The sequence below is a fragment of the Bradyrhizobium sp. 76 genome (genome assembly GCF_023073025.1).
Classification (GTDB): domain Bacteria; phylum Pseudomonadota; class Alphaproteobacteria; order Rhizobiales; family Xanthobacteraceae; genus Bradyrhizobium.
In genome coordinates, this window is record NZ_JADPIS010000149.1 from 1009840 (window position 1) to 1026121 (window position 16282).

General features: G+C 63.5%; 17 protein-coding genes. 8 read left to right on the forward strand and 9 right to left on the reverse strand.

Translation table 11 applies throughout. The features are described 5' to 3' along the window. Positions 1–52 precede the first annotated feature (52 nt). Positions 53–550, forward strand: a complete 498-nt coding sequence (locus IVB48_RS40375; RefSeq protein ID WP_247408836.1) for a DUF1993 domain-containing protein — start codon at positions 53–55, stop codon at positions 548–550. A 33-nt stretch (positions 551–583) separates the two neighbouring features. On the opposite strand, the gene IVB48_RS40380 is transcribed toward IVB48_RS40375, so the two are convergent. From IVB48_RS40380 to IVB48_RS40405, 6 genes are all read right to left on the reverse strand, one after another. Further along, entirely contained in the window at positions 584–1081 is a 498-nt protein-coding gene (locus tag IVB48_RS40380) for a hypothetical protein (RefSeq protein WP_247408772.1), read from the reverse strand. 167 nt (positions 1082–1248) lie between these two features. Beyond that, positions 1249–2238: a hydroxyacid dehydrogenase gene (locus IVB48_RS40385; protein ID WP_247408776.1), complete on the reverse strand. Its 990-nt coding sequence runs from the start codon at positions 2236–2238 to the stop codon at positions 1249–1251. A 33-nt stretch (positions 2239–2271) separates the two neighbouring features. Next, positions 2272–3372 carry a sn-glycerol-3-phosphate ABC transporter ATP-binding protein UgpC gene (ugpC, locus tag IVB48_RS40390; protein WP_247408777.1) on the reverse strand — a complete coding sequence of 367 codons (1101 nt, stop codon included), beginning with the start codon at positions 3370–3372 and terminating at the stop codon, positions 2272–2274. Between the two features lie 6 nt (positions 3373–3378). Beyond that, complete coding sequence (locus IVB48_RS40395) at positions 3379–4290, reverse strand: carbohydrate ABC transporter permease (protein WP_247289960.1); 912 nt, start codon at positions 4288–4290, stop codon at positions 3379–3381. Beyond that, positions 4290–5228 (reverse strand): sugar ABC transporter permease, encoded by a 939-nt coding sequence (locus IVB48_RS40400; protein ID WP_247289962.1) that lies wholly within the window; start codon positions 5226–5228, stop codon positions 4290–4292. The genes IVB48_RS40395 and IVB48_RS40400 overlap by 1 nt, the downstream gene beginning before the upstream one ends. Positions 5229–5366: 138 nt before the next feature. Next, positions 5367–6707: an extracellular solute-binding protein gene (locus tag IVB48_RS40405; protein WP_247408778.1), complete on the reverse strand. Its 1341-nt coding sequence runs from the start codon at positions 6705–6707 to the stop codon at positions 5367–5369. Positions 6708–7191: 484 nt separating this feature from the next. Between IVB48_RS40405 and IVB48_RS40410 the strand changes: the two genes are divergently transcribed. Together IVB48_RS40410 and IVB48_RS40415 are read left to right on the forward strand one after the other, a co-directional pair. Further along, entirely contained in the window at positions 7192–7983 is a 792-nt protein-coding gene (locus tag IVB48_RS40410) for a Spy/CpxP family protein refolding chaperone (RefSeq protein ID WP_247289973.1), read from the forward strand. A 112-nt stretch (positions 7984–8095) separates the two neighbouring features. Next, positions 8096–8473: a response regulator gene (locus IVB48_RS40415; RefSeq protein ID WP_027566971.1), complete on the forward strand. Its 378-nt coding sequence runs from the start codon at positions 8096–8098 to the stop codon at positions 8471–8473. A gap of 63 nt (positions 8474–8536) precedes the next feature. Here the strand turns inward: IVB48_RS40415 and IVB48_RS40420 are convergent, their stop codons facing one another. From IVB48_RS40420 to glk, 3 genes are all read right to left on the reverse strand, one after another. Then, the gene (locus tag IVB48_RS40420; protein WP_247408779.1) at positions 8537–8701 is read right to left on the reverse strand and encodes a hypothetical protein; all 165 of its coding nucleotides are present in this window, start codon (positions 8699–8701) and stop codon (positions 8537–8539) included. Between the two features lie 142 nt (positions 8702–8843). Then, entirely contained in the window at positions 8844–9047 is a 204-nt protein-coding gene (locus tag IVB48_RS40425; RefSeq protein ID WP_247408781.1) for a hypothetical protein, read from the reverse strand. Positions 9048–9189: 142 nt separating this feature from the next. Next, positions 9190–10161 (reverse strand): glucokinase, encoded by a 972-nt coding sequence (gene glk / locus IVB48_RS40430; RefSeq protein ID WP_247408783.1) that lies wholly within the window; start codon positions 10159–10161, stop codon positions 9190–9192. A 257-nt stretch (positions 10162–10418) separates the two neighbouring features. Here glk and pncA point away from each other — a divergent pair, with 257 nt between their 5' ends. The 5 genes from pncA (at position 10419) to IVB48_RS40455 (ending at position 16117) form a co-directional block, all read left to right on the forward strand. Then, the gene (gene pncA / locus IVB48_RS40435) at positions 10419–11057 is read left to right on the forward strand and encodes a bifunctional nicotinamidase/pyrazinamidase (protein ID WP_247408785.1); all 639 of its coding nucleotides are present in this window, start codon (positions 10419–10421) and stop codon (positions 11055–11057) included. 16 nt (positions 11058–11073) lie between these two features. Next, positions 11074–12177, forward strand: a complete 1104-nt coding sequence (locus tag IVB48_RS40440; protein WP_247408787.1) for an alpha/beta fold hydrolase — start codon at positions 11074–11076, stop codon at positions 12175–12177. 141 nt (positions 12178–12318) lie between these two features. After that, a complete protein-coding gene (locus tag IVB48_RS40445; protein WP_247408789.1) occupies positions 12319–14352 on the forward strand; it encodes an NAD(+) synthase in 2034 nt (677 codons plus the stop codon). 14 nt (positions 14353–14366) lie between these two features. Then, positions 14367–14753 (forward strand): GrlR family regulatory protein, encoded by a 387-nt coding sequence (locus IVB48_RS40450; protein ID WP_027566966.1) that lies wholly within the window; start codon positions 14367–14369, stop codon positions 14751–14753. 110 nt (positions 14754–14863) lie between these two features. Then, entirely contained in the window at positions 14864–16117 is a 1254-nt protein-coding gene (locus tag IVB48_RS40455) for a DUF1236 domain-containing protein (protein WP_247408791.1), read from the forward strand. The last annotated feature ends 165 nt before the right edge of the window (positions 16118–16282 follow it).

The window sequence follows — 16282 nt, forward strand, 5'->3', positions numbered from 1 at the left end:
TGCCCGTGGCTGGCGAGGCGGAAGTGAAGGGAATTTTGAAGTGACGATCTCGATGTATGACGCCTCGGTGGGCGTCTTCGTGCCGTATCTGCGCAATCTGTCCGCACTGCTCGACAAGGGCGTTGCCTATGCCGAATCCCGGAAGTTCAATCCGGCCGTCCTGCTCGGCATGCGCATCGCGCCCGACATGTACGATCTGGCGCAACAGATCGGCGAGGCCTGCCGCCATGCCACGGTCGCCGCGGCCTTGCTGGCCGAGCGCGAGCCGGTGACGCTGCCGGTGCTGGAGCACGACATGGCCGGACTGCAGGCCCGCATCGCGACGTCAATCGAGTTCATCGAAAGCCTGCCGCGCGCGGAGATCAATGCTGCGGCGGAACGGAATGTCTTCTTCAGGCTGAAGAACGGGACCGAGTTGCCCTTCACCGGGCGGACGCTGCTGCTGACCTTCAGCGTGCCGCAGTTCTTCTTTCACGTCACGACCGCCTACGACCTGTTGCGGCACGCAGGCGTCGAGCTCGTGAAGAAGGATTATCTCGGACGACGATAAGCCGAACCGGCATCCACTTCGCGCGAAAAAGCGCTAGGCTTCGCCCTTGCGCTCGTAATCGGCGAGCGAGCTGCGGCCGGCGATCTCGCTGCGCAGCTCTTCGAAGCGCCGATGTGCCTCGTCCTCGTGCGCGTCGACGAAATCCACCGCGGCTTCGCCGGTCATCGGGCCGCTGACCACGGGCACTGACTGCTCGCCGATGGTCTCGTGGACGTAGAACTGGCCGTCATCGCCGCGATGGACCGTCCATTTCAGACGGATCGCCACCATCGGCCCGGGGCCGACCTTGCTGTAGCCGTCGGCATCGGTGTGCTCCGGCACCAGCGGCTGCTCCTCGACCACCGGATGCTCATCGACCACAGGGGGCTCGTCGGCGACCCCATGCTCACCGGCAACCACCATTTCGGTCACGGTGACGGTCTCGGTCTCGCGCACGGTCTCGGTCTCGCGCACGACGAGAACGGGTTCAGGATGCTCCAGGATGCTGGCGATGGTCGCCAACGCGTGGTCGGTCGGGTCGATCTCAGACAAGGGTCCATCCTCCAGCTCGACGCGGCCGGCAAGTCTGTCCCACTGCCGCCGCGGCCGGACCTATTACGCGGGTTTGATTAAGGCTGAGTGAGGGCTCGATCTGCACCAAAATGGGACTCATTCTGGCGTTCCGAAGGCGGGGGTCGGCCGCCCGCCCTTGAGATAGCTCAGCCCAGGACATCCTGATTGATGATGTTCTGCCGGATCGGATCGCCGTCCAGCACACTCAGGATGTTGCGCGCAGTCTGCTCGCTCATCCGGCTCACCGCCTCGACCGTGACGCCGGCGACATGGGGGGCCATGATGACGTTGGGCAGCGCGAACAGCGCGTTGCTGACCGGTGGCGGCTCGACCTCGAAGACGTCGATGCCGGCACCGGCGAGCTTGCCCGAGACCAGCGCGTCGTACAGCGCCGCTTCCTTCACGATGCCGCCGCGTGCGGTGTTGATGAGGTAGGATTTCGGCTTCATCCGGCCGATCCGCGCCGCGTCGAACAGGCCGACGGTCTCCGGCGTCTTCGGGCAGTGGATGGTGACGAAATCGGCGTGAGGCAGCGCGGCATCGAGGTCGGCGACCGGCTCGCAGCCTGCCGCCTTGATCTCTGCGGCTGCCTTGTAGGGATCATAAACCTGCACATTCATGTCCATCGCCAGGCAGCGCTTGGCGGTGCGGGTGCCGATGCGGCCGAAGCCGATGATGAGGACGGTCTTGCCGTAGAGATCGAACGGCAGCATGCCGAGGCGGTCGGCCCATTTGCCGTCCTTGACGCAGGAATGCATCTCCTGCGCGCGTTTGGCCAGTGTCAGCATCATGAACAGCGCCTGCTCGGCGACCGAGGGCGAGTTCGCGCTGCCCGCGACCATCAGCGGCACCTTGCGGCGGGAGAGGGCGGGGACGTCGACGGCGTCGTAGCCGACGCCGATCCGGGTCACCACCTTCATGTCCTTTGAGGCTTCAAGCTCGGTTTCGCCGAACGCGGTGGCGCCGAGCGCCACGCCATGGACCGGCGCGTGGCTCTTCAGCAACGCCTCGAAATCCCTGGCGGAGATCAGGTTCGGAAACTCGATGAGCTCGATGTCATCGCGCTGGGTGAGGAGGGCGCGTGCCCCTTGCGACAAAGTTTGCGTAACAAAGATTTTCTTCTTGTTGGTCGACATCGTCCCTACCTGCACGAGTTTCTTGCCCGGCCGTCACAATACGGCGCCGGTCGCCTCGTTTAGCAGGTGCATATTGTTGAGGTCCATCGCCAAACGCATGGGGCCCCCGTCCTTGGCGCCCGCATTGGGATCGACACGGCCGCAGATCGGCGTGCCTTCCAGGCCGAAATAGACCAGCGTCTCCATTCCCATCGGCTCGGTGACATCAAGCACGGTGTCGAAGGTCTCGACACCCGGCTCCAGATGCGCATGCGATTCCGTGAGATGTTCGGGACGGATGCCGAGCAACAGGTTTTCAGTTCGGGGCAGCGCGCTGTAACGGGCGGCGCGGGCCGGCGGCAACGGGAACGAGATGCGGTCCGTCAGGCGGACGTTGAGCTTGCCGCCGACGTCCTGGAGCCTGCACGGAATGAAGTTCATCGCCGGCGAGCCGATGAAGCCGGCGACGAAGCGCGTCGCAGGCTTGTGGTAGAGTTCGTTCGGGGTGCCGATCTGCTCGATCCGCCCCTTATTCATTACCACCACGCGATCGGCCAGCGTCATCGCCTCGACCTGGTCGTGAGTGACGTAGACCGTCGTGGTGCGCACTTTCTGGTGCACCTTCTTGATCTCGATCCGCATCTGCACGCGCAGCTTGGCGTCGAGATTGGACAGCGGTTCGTCGAACAGGAAGACTTTTGGGTTGCGCACGATGGCCCGGCCCATTGCAACGCGCTGGCGCTGGCCGCCGGAGAGCTGCTTCGGCTTGCGGTCGATCAGGTCGGTGATGTCGAGGAGGCGGGCGGCCTCGGTCACCCGCGCCTTGATCTCGGCCTTCGGGTAATGCTTGAGCCGCAACCCGAACGACATGTTCTCCGCGACCGTCATGTGCGGGTAGAGCGCGTAGTTCTGAAACACCATCGCGATGTCGCGGTCCTTCGGCGGCACGTCGTTGACGACGTCGCCGCCGATCATGATGTCGCCGTCGGTGATGTCTTCGAGTCCGGCGATCATCCGCAACGTCGTCGACTTGCCGCAGCCGGAGGGGCCGACGAGCACGATGAACTCATGGTCGGAGATGTCGAGATCGATGCCGCGCACCGCCTCGACGTCGTCGTAACGCTTGACCACCTTCCGCAACGCAACCTCAGCCATAAGACATCAACCCTTTGTCGCGCCGGCGGTCAGGCCGGCAATGTAATAGTCCATCAGGAAGGCGTAGATGACCAGCGGCGGGGCAGCGCCAAGCAGCGCGCCGGTCATGATCTGACCCCAGTTGAAGACGTCGCCCTTGATCAGCGTGGTGGTGATGCCGACCGGCAGCACGAGTTGGTCGATGGATGTCGTGAACACCAGGGGATAGAGGAACTGCGCCCAGGACACGGTGAAGGCGAAGATGGTCGCTGCGATCAGGCCCGGCAGGGCGACGGGGATGAAAATCCGAGTCAGGGTCTGGAGCCAGGAGGCGCCGTCGATGAGAGCCGCCTCGTCCAGCTCCTTCGGGATCGAGGCGAAATAACCGATCATGATCCAGGTGCAGAACGGCACCGTCAGCGTCGGATAGATGAACAGCAGCACGTACCATCGGTTGAGGAGCGTGATGCCGGTGATGTCCTGGACAGCAGCGAGCATCTTGAACAGCGGAATGAACAAGAGGCTGTCCGGGACCAGGTAGGTCAGAAAAACCCCGGTCGCCAGCGTCGTCGAGCCCCAGAACTTCATCCTTGCCAGCGCAAAGGCCGCAGGAATGCTGATCAGCATGGTGACGCACACAACGACGATGGAGACGACCGCCGAATTCCAGAAGAAGCGCAAAAACTGGTTCGACGTCAACAGCTCGACGTAGTTCGCCAGGGTGGGATGGAACACCCACCAGGGATTGGTGGCCGCCGAAATCTCCGCGCTGCTCTTAAGGGAGGTGATCAGCATGTAGATCGGCGGGACGAGCGAAAAAATCGCGAACAGCACCAAGAAGAAGTAGGACCAGCGCAGGGCCCATGTCCGATCCCGGCTCATGCTCCGGTACTTGACTTTGCGCGTGGGACCGCCCTTGTCGATTGCAAGCGTGCTCATCAGGCTTCGTTCCCACGTTTGTTGACATCGCGCAGGATGAAGACCGCCGCGACTGCGAGGATAGGCACCATGAACAGCGAGACGCATGCGCCGAGCGGAATATCGCTGCTCTGGATTCCGACCTGGAAGGCCCAGGTGGCGAACAGATGCGTCGAATCCAACGGGCCGCCCGAGGTCAGGATGCGCACGATGTCGAAATTGGCGAAAGTGACGATCAACGAGAACAGCGTTGTGATGGCGATGATGTTGCGCATCATCGGCAGGGTGATGTGCCAGATCTTCTGCCACCAATTGGCACCGTCAATGGCGGCCGCTTCGTAGAGCTGGTCGGGCACCGATTTAAGCGCGGCCAGATACATGATCATGAAGAACGGTGCGCCGTACCAGACGTTGACGAGGATGACGGAGAAACGCGCCCAGAAGGTGTCGCCAAGCCAGGGGATCGGGCCGACACCGAAGAACGACAGCGTGTAATTGAAGGCGCTGTAGGAGGGATCGAACAGCCACAGCCAAGCCAGGGTGCTCATCGCCGGCGGGATCACCCAAGGGACCAGCAGCATGCCGCGCCACTTGCGCTGGCCCTTGGCCGGGAGGTTGTGGACGAAATGAGCGACAATGAAGCCCATCAGCGCTTTGAAAAACACCGCGGTGAGGGCGAAGATGCAGGATTGCCTCACCACCATCCAGAACGTGTCGCGTTTGAACAGGAAGGTGAAATTGCTCAAGCCGACGAACTTCTGCATCGACTTGTTCAGCGTGGCGAGATGCATTGAGTAGAAGGCAGGATAGAGCACGAACAGCGCGATCAGGAGAATCAGCGGCAGCGTCAGGAAGAACGCCATCGTCGACTTCCGCCTGAGTGCATTTTTAAGGCTCGCCCGTTTGCGTGGCCTGGCGGCACGGACGGAGCGAGCTTGCTCAACGACGACATCGGCCATGGTCAGACTTTCTTACGGTACATTCAACAGGGAAGCCGCCCGCATCGGTCGGCCTCTCTCGCAAGACGATGGAAAAAGGGGGCGAATCCCCGGCGGCTCACGCGCGAACGCGTGAACCGCCATGCCACATACCCGGCATCAGCTGCGCATGAAGCCTTCGCACTCGCCCTCGGCCCAGGCGAGCGCCTGCTCGATGGTCTCGCCACGGGCATAGCGCAGCGCCAGTTTGGTCAACGTCGCCTGGTTGTAGATCTGCTGGGCGATCTTCGGCGGCGCCGGCGAGGCCGCGATCGACATCGTCTGGCGGCCGTGTGGGTCGGGATAGCTATAAAGCGTGCCCTTCGGCGGCCCTTCCTCGGCCCACGTCTTGAGCTTCGTCATATTTGCGAAAGCCGGGAGATCGTAGCCGCCGCTCGCCGCGACGAACTTTTCGATCGACGACGGCTGCGACAGATGGGTCAGCAGGCTCTTGGCGGCTTCCTTGTTCTTGCCGAAAGCCCAGACGCCCCAGAAATAGGGCAGGAACGGTGCAAAACGGCCCTTCGGACCGGCGGGCATGCCGTGCGTCCAGCATTGCTCAGCGACTTGTGGTGCGTCGCGTTTCGCAACGGCCCAGGAGCTCGGCGGATTCAAGATCAGTGCTCCGCGGCCCGAGATCAGCCATTTGTTATTAGACGCGTCATCCCAGGAGGCCGCGTCCGCCGGAAGCACCGCGATCAATCTCTTGTAGAATTCGAGAGCCTGACGCACGGCGTCAGTCTTTACGGTGATGTCGCCCTTGGCATTGACGAGCTCGGCGCCGAACGACTGGAAGATCGCGCCGGCGGTATCGACGCTGTCGGTGGTCTCGCCGAGGCCGATCCCGAACGGGACGCCAGCCTTGCTGCAGGCTTCGGCGGCCTTGAGAAAGACTTCCATCGTCCAGTTCTCGTCCTTGGGCACGCTACCGGCCGGATACATCTCCTGGACGTCGATGCCGGCATGCTTCTTCATCAGGTCGATGCGCGAGCAGGGGCCCTTGATCTGACTGCCGACGGTGGCAGGGACGGCAAGCCATTTGCCGCCGGCCTGGCCGAGATATTTGGTCGTGCCGTTCACCTCGCCATTCTGCTTGATGATCGGCTCCATGATGTCGGTGACCGGCTCGAGCTGCTCCGCATAGGCGTGCGGCCACCAGGTCGGCATCTGGAGAATGTCGTGACCGGATTTTGCCTGCGCCTCGGCGGCGACGGTTAGTTCGAGCTTCTTGTTGTTGCTGGTGATGTAGTCGATGGAGACCTCGACCTTCTCCTTCGCTGCCCATTCATTGACGAGCGCGGTGGAGGCAGAGTTGGCACCAGGGACCCAATGGTCCCAGAAGCCGATCGAAAGCTTGCCGGCGGCGTAAGCGCCTCGGACATAGGGCGCGGTGACCAGCGCCGCGGAGGACATTGCAGTGGCAGCCACAAATTGACGTCGCGTCAGTGTCTTGCGTGACATCTCGTTTCCTCGCTTGGGTGTTTTATTGGTCTGGCGTTTCCTCTGAACTCTTCCGAGTTCTACTTTTGATTTTCTTTTTTTAAGTTTCTCGTTCGACGTTTCTTGTTGATGCCATCGGCTTCGAAGGCAAATTGGTAGCGCGATCAGATCATGATTGATTGCGTCTGTCGAGAAAACCGAGCGGCTTGCGCCTAGAACTAACGTTGTGTCCGCCAAGGTGGCGCTGCCCTCGACGTCACGCGCGAGCCCTAAACCACAGTCGGTCGTTTTGCGATGCACACTGGGCGCGGGCGCGCTGGACCGATACGTGCGCAATTACGCCGCAGTTTCCAAGGAGCCTGCATAAGCACCTCGCGGCAAACACTTTTCGGGCGTGTATAGCAATTATCGGTGGCTAGACCTCGAAGCGGTGAAAACGATAGAGTTGCAACTGGCAAGTGGTTCTCACCCCCAGCAGCCTAATCAGATCGAGATGGAGACCAGAATGATCAACCCGGCGCCGCTCGCGCGGCTTAACCTGCGACGATGGTTCGCGCTGGGATCCGTTTTCGTGTTGCTGCTCGGCGCAGCCGCGGTGGCGAACGCTCAAGGCCTGGTCAAAGGGGTTCAGGAAGGAGCGGCGGCCGGGAACAAGGCGGCAGGTCCGGTCGGCGGCGTGCTCGGCGGCGCGATCGGCGGTGTGGTCGGCGTCTTCACCGGCGTGCTCGGTGTTGGCAATAATGGCAATCAGGCGCCTCCCGCCAAGGATTCAAGCAAGGATTCGAGCAAGGACGCTGCCAAAGACGCCAAGCAGGGCGCCGGCAAGGACAAGGATGCCAAGAGCGCCAAGGCTGGCAAGGGCGCCAAGGCGAGCAAGGAGGCGAAGAACGCGCCGCAGGACAAGGATGTCACCGTCCTCACCCAGACCGGCGCACCGCAATTGACCGCCGACCAGATCGTCACCAACAGCGACTCCTATATCGAGCGGATCAAGACCGAACTGAACCTCACGCCCGACCAGGAGAAGCACTGGTACGGCTTCTCGAGCGCCATGCACTACCTCGGGCATAACGGTGCCGAGCGGCTAAACCTGCGGGTCGCGCGCGCCAAGCGGGATCCGCCCGACGACATCGTCGAGCAGATGCGCAACGAGGCCCAATTCCTCATCGACCGCGCTGCCGACCAGCGCAATGTCGCCGACGCCGCTGAGCCCCTCTATTCGAGCCTCGATGACAAGCAGAAGCAGGTGTTCGTACAGGAGATGGTGCGGCTCAGCCACGAACGAGGACTGGATTGATCAAGTTGAATCGGATCGGGCGCGTCTGAATTAACGGACCCCGCCACGAATTCGTGAATCCTCTTCGCGATTCGGTTATGATCAGCTTCGGAAGCTGATGGGCGGGGTTGATATGGCGGACGGACTCTCCGTTTTCCTGGTCGAAGACGAGACGTTGATCCGGATGATGATGACGGACATGGTGGAGGAACTCGGCCACCACGTCATCGCGGAAGCGGATAATGTTCGGGACGCCAGCGCTTTCGCCATGACCGCGCAGTACGATCTTGCGATCCTCGACATCAATCTCAAGGGCCTCTACGTCGATCCGGTCGCCGACCTGATCGAGCGACGCGGCAAGCCGTTTCTGTTTGCGACGGGCTACGGTCCGGAACTGCTGCCGTCCTTGCTCCGGCGCCGGCCGATCCTGCGCAAGCCGATTTCGATCGATCAGCTCAAGGCAATGATCGATTCGATGTTTCCGGAAGCGGCAGCAAAGACGCCGCACTGAGACCAAAAACAAAAATGGCCGCCCGTCAGGGGCGGCCATTTCGCGACGGAATTCGTCGCGGTCTCACATCAGGCCGGCGCCGAGATCGATGCCGCGCGCCATCAGGCCGAACGAGGCGACCAGGCCCGTGCAGCAAAACAGCAAGATGGTCTTGAATGAAGAAAACGAGGAATCGGCCAAACGCGTTTCGCTGGTGGCCGGCATCGCGACGATCGAAATCATGCTCATGTTCATTCCCCCCTTTGTTGCCCCTGAATTGCATCAGGTAAGGGAACTCCTAGAGCAAAAAGTTTGACGCGAGCTTTCGAGGGATCGTTAACGAAATCGCAATTGATGCCGCGTTTCGGGCACCGTAGCGCAACCACTCGTTTCACTGGCGCCCGTTCTTCAGCACGGTAGCGATAGTGTGGGCCGTCATGGCGGCGCGGTCCGAAGCGCGCTGGGCGGCGAGGCGGTCAAGCGCCTTTTCCTCGATCAAGAGCTCGATCAGGGCCAGCCGCTTGCCATCGTCGTCCGCCTCGAGCAGCAGGCGGTGATAGCGGTGATAGTCGAAACCCAGATCCTGCTTACGCATGTCACGCCCCCGCAACTACGCCACACACAAGCCAGGATTGTTTCTCATCCGGGACGAACGCGCAAGCACGATCCCGCGTCGAGCGGGCGTGCCGTGCAATCAGCTGTGCATGACTGGAACCCGCGGACGGAGGCGCGCGCCGTTAAGGCTGGTTGTGCTCCGCGAACATCTTCAGGCCGAGGAAACTCGCATCAGGTTTCGTGACCAGCCTGGTCGGGATGTCGCGGAGATAGTCCTGGAAGCGTCCCTTGGCTTCGAAGCGCGCCCGGAATGCGGAAGCCGTAAGGAACTCCGGAAAGCGCGGCACGATTCCGCCGGCGATATAGACGCCGCCGCGGGCGCCGAAGGTCACCCCGAGATTGCCGGCGACCGAACCGAGGATGGCGCAAAACATGTCCAGCGTCGCGCGGCAGAGTTCGCAACTGCCCTCCAGGGCCGCCTTCGTGATGGCAGCGGCATCGCGATGCGGCACCTGCGCGCCTTCCACTTCGGCCAGCGCCTCGTACAGGCTTTGCAGGCCGGAACCGGACAATGCGCCACGCTCGATGGAGACATGGCCGAGGCGCCGGCGCATGCACGCGATCACGCGTTCCTCGCGCTCGTCCTCTGCCGGCAGGGTCGCGTGGCCCGCCTCGGTGACGACGGCCAACCGTGAGCCGTGGCGCTCGACCAGACAGGAAACACCAAAGCCGGTTCCGGGACCGACCACCAGCAACGGTTCTCCGGGAAGACCCTCCTGTCCGCCGAGCGGGATCAGGTCGGCGGGCTGCAGGGCGGGCAGGGACCAGGCCACCACCTCGAAATCGTTGAGAACATGGACGCTGTCGAAGCCGAGAGCCGGCTGAAGCTCGTTGCCGTCGATGACCCACGGGCTGTTGGTCATGACGCAGCGGTTGTTGGTCACCGGCCCCGCGACGGCCAGCACAGCCCTTCGGGGCGTTTTGCCGTCTGAGCGACGCGCGAGAACATCGGCAATGGCTTCCCGGACGGTCGCGAAGTCCGCCACTTTGACGTAGTCGATCGGTCCGGTCTCATCGCCCTGACTGAGCGCGAAGCGCGCATTGGTGCCGCCGATATCGGCGAGAAGAATCCGTCCTGTCTTGCCGATGGTCATGTGGGTATGGCTGCCACAACCCCTTTCGGGCTGCGGTAACCGCTTCCTCCGCTCTATCCGGTCGCAAAATGCGAACGGCTTTTAGAATCCGTCCCCTGGTGGATCTAGTCAACACGGATGAGCCCAAACCGTTGCATCCCGGCACCGACGGGGTGCATTCGCGCAGATCGCCGCACCGCTTCGGTGGTTGCGAAGCAGCGCGGGAAGATCGACACTGGAGACGTTCGTTCTGCGCCGGTCGCGCGGGATGGCCTGGAATGGACCTTGCGATGAAGATTTCCGACCGCGACGTGCTGCTGGTCATCGATGTGCAGAACGATTTTTGCACGGGCGGGGCGCTCGCCGTGCCCGGCGGCGAGACGGTCGTCCCCGCCATCAATCGGATCGCCCAAAAATTCGCCAATGTGGCGCTGACCCAGGACTGGCATCCCCGCGATCATGTCTCCTTTGCGCCGAACCATGCGGGCAAACGGCCGTTCCAGACTATCGCGCTTGACTACGGCGTCCAGGTGCTCTGGCCGAGCCATTGCGTCCAGGGCACGGCGGGCGCGGAATTTCATCGCGATCTCGACGTCACCCGCGCGAGCCTGGTGGTGCGGAAGGGGTTTCGGCGCGGCATCGATTCCTATTCGGCGCTGTTCGAGAACGACAGGAAAACGCCGACCGGCCTGCTCGGATATTTGCGCGAGCGCGAATTGAAGACGATCTTCGTCGTTGGCCTCGCGCTCGACTTCTGCGTCCGCTTCTCGGCGGAGGATGCCCGCAAGGCGGGGTTCGAGGTCGCCGTCATCGAGGACGCCTGCCGCGGCATCGATCTCGACGGCTCGGTGGCCGCGACCCATCAGAGTTTTCGGGAGCGCGGCATTTCGCTCGTCAGCTTCGAGGCCTTCCTGTGAGGACCGTGAGATAGTCATGGCAGAGAAGACCGGCAAACAGCAGCGCGCACCGGGCGCGGTCCCGGATGACCCGCTGCTGTGGCCGTTCGCTGCGGCTCGGCTTGCGATGGACGCCTGCTTCGGATGGCTCGAGCGCGGTGTGCCGGAGCAGGCCGACAGCAGCCTGCCGTGGACCACGCCCAACTCGGTCGCGCTGGAGCTTGCGACCATGCGCCTGCGCAATTGCGGGCGGACGGGGTCCGGTCAGCCGGCCCTGGTCTGCGCGCCCTATGCGCTGCACCGGGCCCTGATCGCCGACTTCGCCCCCGGCCACAGCGTGGTGCAGTCCCTGCAAAATGGCGGCATCGACCGGATCTATCTCACCGACTGGCGCTCAGCCACGCCTGACATGCGCTATCTCTCGATCGACAGCTATCTTGGCGATCTCAACGTCGCCATCGACGAAATCGGCGCGCCGGTCGATCTCGTCGGACTGTGCCAGGGTGGCTGGCTGTCGCTGCTCTATGCGGCGCGCTTTCCCGCCAAGGTGCGGCGGCTGGTGCTGGCAGGCGCGCCCGTCGACCTCTCGATCGACTCCAGGCTGTCGCAGCTCGCCCGCAACGCACCGGAGATGGTCTATGACCAGCTCGTCGCCCGCGGCGGCGGCAATGTCAGCGGCGAGGAGATGCTGCGGGTCTGGTCGAAGGCGCCGAGCCGCGACGACATCGTGACGGCGCTGCAGAGCGACCTCTCCGGCGAGGAAGGTGCGGCGCTGCTGGCACGCTTCGAGCGCTGGAATGCCGAGCCTCTCAATCTGCCCGGCACCTATTATCTCGAGATCGTCAATTGGATTTTCCGGGAGAACCGGATCGCGCGCGGCGAATTCACGGCCCTCGGCCGCGTGGTTGATCTGAAGGACGTCAAGGCGCCGGTCTTCCTGCTGGCCGGGCTTGATGACGACGTCGTGCCGGCTGCGCAGGCGCTCGCCACCGCCGGCTTGCTCGGTACCCCACCGGCCTTCATTGCGGCGGTCTCCGAGCCCAGCAACCATCTCGGGCTGTTCATGGGTGCGCGGACCCATGCCCATGCCTGGCCCCGGATCGCCGAGTGGCTGCGCGACGATCTGCCCCGCACAGCCTGACGCTGCCCCAAGGGCCGGGCAGCGAAGCTGCAAATCCGTTATGCATTCCGTTGAATGGCCTGCACGGGACCATGTCGATGGGTTAAATGGAGTCCAGAGCTGGCGGAGGCCGGTCGCGACGAGACAAAGGGACTGTGCTCGATGAGTTTCCACTCGATCTATGCCCACGGATTTGCGCGCGTGGCGGCCTGTGTCACCACCTCTCATGTGGCCGATCCCACGGCAAACGCGACGGCGGTTCTGGCGGCGGCGAAGGACTGCCACGCGCGGTCGGCAGCGGTTGCCGTGTTTCCCGAGCTGTGCCTGTCGGGCTATGCGATAGAAGATCTCGTGAAGCAGGATCCGCTGCTCGATGCGGTCGAGCGCGGGCTCGTGGCCATCGTCGAGGCATCCTCGTCCCTGATGACCGTCCTGATCGTTGGCGCGCCGCTGCGCTTTGGCAATCGCATCTACAATTGCGCGGTCGTCATCCATCGCGGCAAAGTCCTCGGCGTCGTGCCCAAGAGCTACCTGCCGACCTATCGCGAATTCTACGAGGGACGGCATTTCGCCTCCGGCGCCGGCATCGTCGGAGAGATGGTGGCCTTTGGCGGGCTGCATGCCCCGTTCGGCGTCGACCTCCTGTTCGCGGCCGAGGACGTTCCGGGCCTGACCATCGGCGTCGAGATCTGCGAGGACATGTGGATCCCGGTGACGCCGGCTTCCGAGCTCGCGCTTGCGGGCGCGAGCGTGCTGATCAATCTCTCGGGCAGCCCGATCACGATCGGCCGCGCCCGCTCGCGTGCGCTCTTGTGCCAATCGACTTCGGCGCGCTGCCTGGCGGCTTACGTCTATTCCGCGGCCGGGGCAGGGGAATCGACCACCGACCTTGCCTGGGATGGCCAGACCTCGATCTACGAGAACGGCGTGCTGCTGGCCGAGGGTGAGCGGTTCCGGCAGGGCGGCCAGATCACGCTGGCAGACGTCGATCTGGACCTGCTCAGGCAGGAACGCGCGCTGATGGGCACGTTCGACGACAACCGCCGGCAGCGCGAGGCCTTCTTCCGGAAAGTCGGCTTCGCCTTGAAGCCGCCGGCCGCCGATATCGGCTTCCTGCGCAAGATCGAGCGATTTCCGTTCGTGCCAAGCGACGAGAGCCTGCTCGAGCAGGACTGCTATGAGGCCTACAACATTCAGGTCGCGGGCCTCGTCCAGCGCATGCGTGCGACCGGCACCAAGCGCGTCGTCATCGGCGTTTCGGGCGGGCTCGATTCCACCCACGCTTTGATCGTCGCCGCCAAGGCCGTCGACCTTCTCGGCCTGCCGCGCGAGAACATTCTCGCCTACACCATGCCGGGCTTTGCCACCGGCAGCGAGAGCAAGACCAATGCGCTGGCGCTGATGAAGGCGTTGCAGACGAGTTGGCAGGAGCTCGACATTCGCACCACGGCGACGCAGATGCTGAAGGACATCGGCCATCCCTTCGGCAAGGGCGAGAAGGTCTACGACGTCACGTTCGAGAATGTTCAGGCGGGCCTGCGCACGGACTATCTGTTCCGGCTCGCCAACCACAACGGCGGCATCGTCATCGGCACCGGCGATCTCTCCGAGCTCGCACTGGGCTGGTGCACCTATGGCGTCGGCGACCAGATGGCGCACTATAACGTCAACGCCGGGGTGCCGAAGACACTGATCCAGCATCTGATCCGCTGGGTGATTGCGTCAAAGCAGTTCAGCGACGACGTCAACCAAACGCTTGGATCGATCCTGTCTGCCGAAATCTCGCCGGAGCTGGTTCCGGCCGAGCCGGGCGAGAAGCCGCAGAGCACGGAAGCTTCGGTCGGTCCCTACGAGCTCCAGGATTTCCACCTGTTCTACACGCTGCGGTTCGGCATGCGGCCGTCCAAGATCGCGTTCATGGCGTTGCAGGCGTGGAAGGACGTCGCCGAGGGCGAATGGCCGCCGGCATTTCCGGCCGACAAGCGCAGGGCCTACGATCTCAAGGAGATCCGCCGCTGGCTGGAGGTGTTCCTGCGCCGCTTCTTCGCTTTCAGCCAGTTCAAGCGCTCGGCGATGCCGAACGGCCCCAAGGTTTCGGCCGGCGGCTCGTTGTCGCCGCGCGGCGACTGGCGCGCGCCGTCGGATTCGAGCGCGGCGGCGTGGCTTGAAGATCTCGAACGGAATGTGCCGGTTTGAACGGGAGATGAGCGATGTCGGCCGGCGATGGGCCCGAGCAGGGCGGCAACCCACAGAAGGTCCTCAACGGCCTCTACATCTTTGAGATCGAGATGCGTGACGGCAAGCGCGGCCAGGCCAAAGGCGTCGTCGTGCTCTGCGACGGCCGCATCATGGGCGGCGACAGCTATTTCTACTACACCGGCAGCTACACCTTCCGGAACGGAAAATGGCGCGGCGATATGACCGTCAATCAGCACACCGAGGCCGTCGGCAAGCCGCTCGCGTTCGGCGGCAGGGAAGTGACCTGCGGCTTTTCGGGCGACTATTCCGCCGACGGCGCCGAGGTTGAAGGCATGGCGCTGGTTGGCAAGACCAGCGTGACATTCACGGCGCGGCTCACGATGAAGGACCCGATGTGAGACCGGCCTGAGATGTGAGACCCGCGTGATCGGCCCTCGTTCCTGATCAGGAACCTTCGCACCCACAGAACGTTCGCGTCTGTTGTTGCGAATTTCCGAGGAGAGGGACCATGCGCAAGCACTTGATGTTATCGACTGCAGCGATCGGACTGATGCTTGCTTCCGGCTTCGCCTACGCTCAGGCGCCCGGTGAGCGGAGAGACGAACCGAGACGCAACGAGGAGCCGGCGAAAGGCGCTGCGCCGCAGCGCGGCGGCGCCCAGGAGCGTGTTCAAGAGCGCGCGCAGGGCGCCCAGGACCGATTGCAGGGCGCTGGCCGCGAGGAGAAGGGCGGCGCTGCCAGGCAGGACGCGAGTGACGACAAGCGCCAGCCGGCGAGTTCTGCCGAGCGCAACCAGCCGAAGTCGAAGGATCAGGCACAAGAATCCCGCGAGCCTTCGCGCGATCGCAATCGCGATGCCGAGAGCACGAAACCGGGACGCGACAGCAAGAGCAGCGCCGAGACGAAGCAGGACAAATCGGCGCCGCAGAAATCGACGGCCGAGTCCGAGAAGTCCAAATCCGGCACGTCTAGCCAGCAGAACGAGCGCACGGGTGCCGCGACCAACCAGAACGAGCGCAACCAGACCCAGCCGCCGCGCAACGCGGCTGAGCAGCAGCAGCCGGCGCAACAGAACAACCGGCCGGCCACCGCGACCGACACGAACCGGACGGCCCCGACCAACAATGCGCAGACCTCGCCCGTCACCTCGGGCACGCAGACCAATCAAGCCAACCAGACGACGCAGACCAACACGCAGGCCAATCAGCAGACGCAGGTGACGTCCGAGAAGCAGGTGCGGATCTCCGAAACGGTGAGCCGTGCACGCCTGGCGGAGCCGGAGCGTAATCTGAACATTTCGATCCGGGTCGGCGAGACCATTCCCTCGCGCGTGCGCCTTCACAGGCTTCCGCCCGAGATCGTCTCGATCGAGCCTGAATATCGAGACTACGAATATTTCGCGACCGGTGACGACGTCGTCATTGTGGAGCCGCGGACGCATCGCATCGTCAGCCAGGTCCCTCGCGATCCGTCGCGAGCCCGCGCCCAGATGAGCGGCGGCACCTCATCGGGAATGGCGGCCGCGGGGGGCAGCAATGTGAACTGCCAGATCATGCGGCGTGACGCCTCGGGCAATGTGGCCCAGGCAGAACCCTCCACCGTAGGCTCGACCGCACGAAACGATTCCCTGAGCGTGACCGTCCAGATGCCTGGCGGCGGCTCGTCCGCGCCGATCGCCCTCGGCGCTGCCGCGGGCAACATCGTGGTCGCGACGCAAGGGCAGGGCGACTGCACGGTGACGATCGAGCCGCAGACGCGCTAAGCGCCCGGGTCGGCATAACGACGCCAAAACGACTTCGCGCCGCACGGCTGATCAAGCCGGCGGCCCGAAATCACGTTCAATCTAGAAAGTCCCGAGGTCCGGAGTGCCTAGGAGTCCGGACCTCGTAACCTTGCCCCAGCCTTTGATCCCCCCGCCCCATGTTAT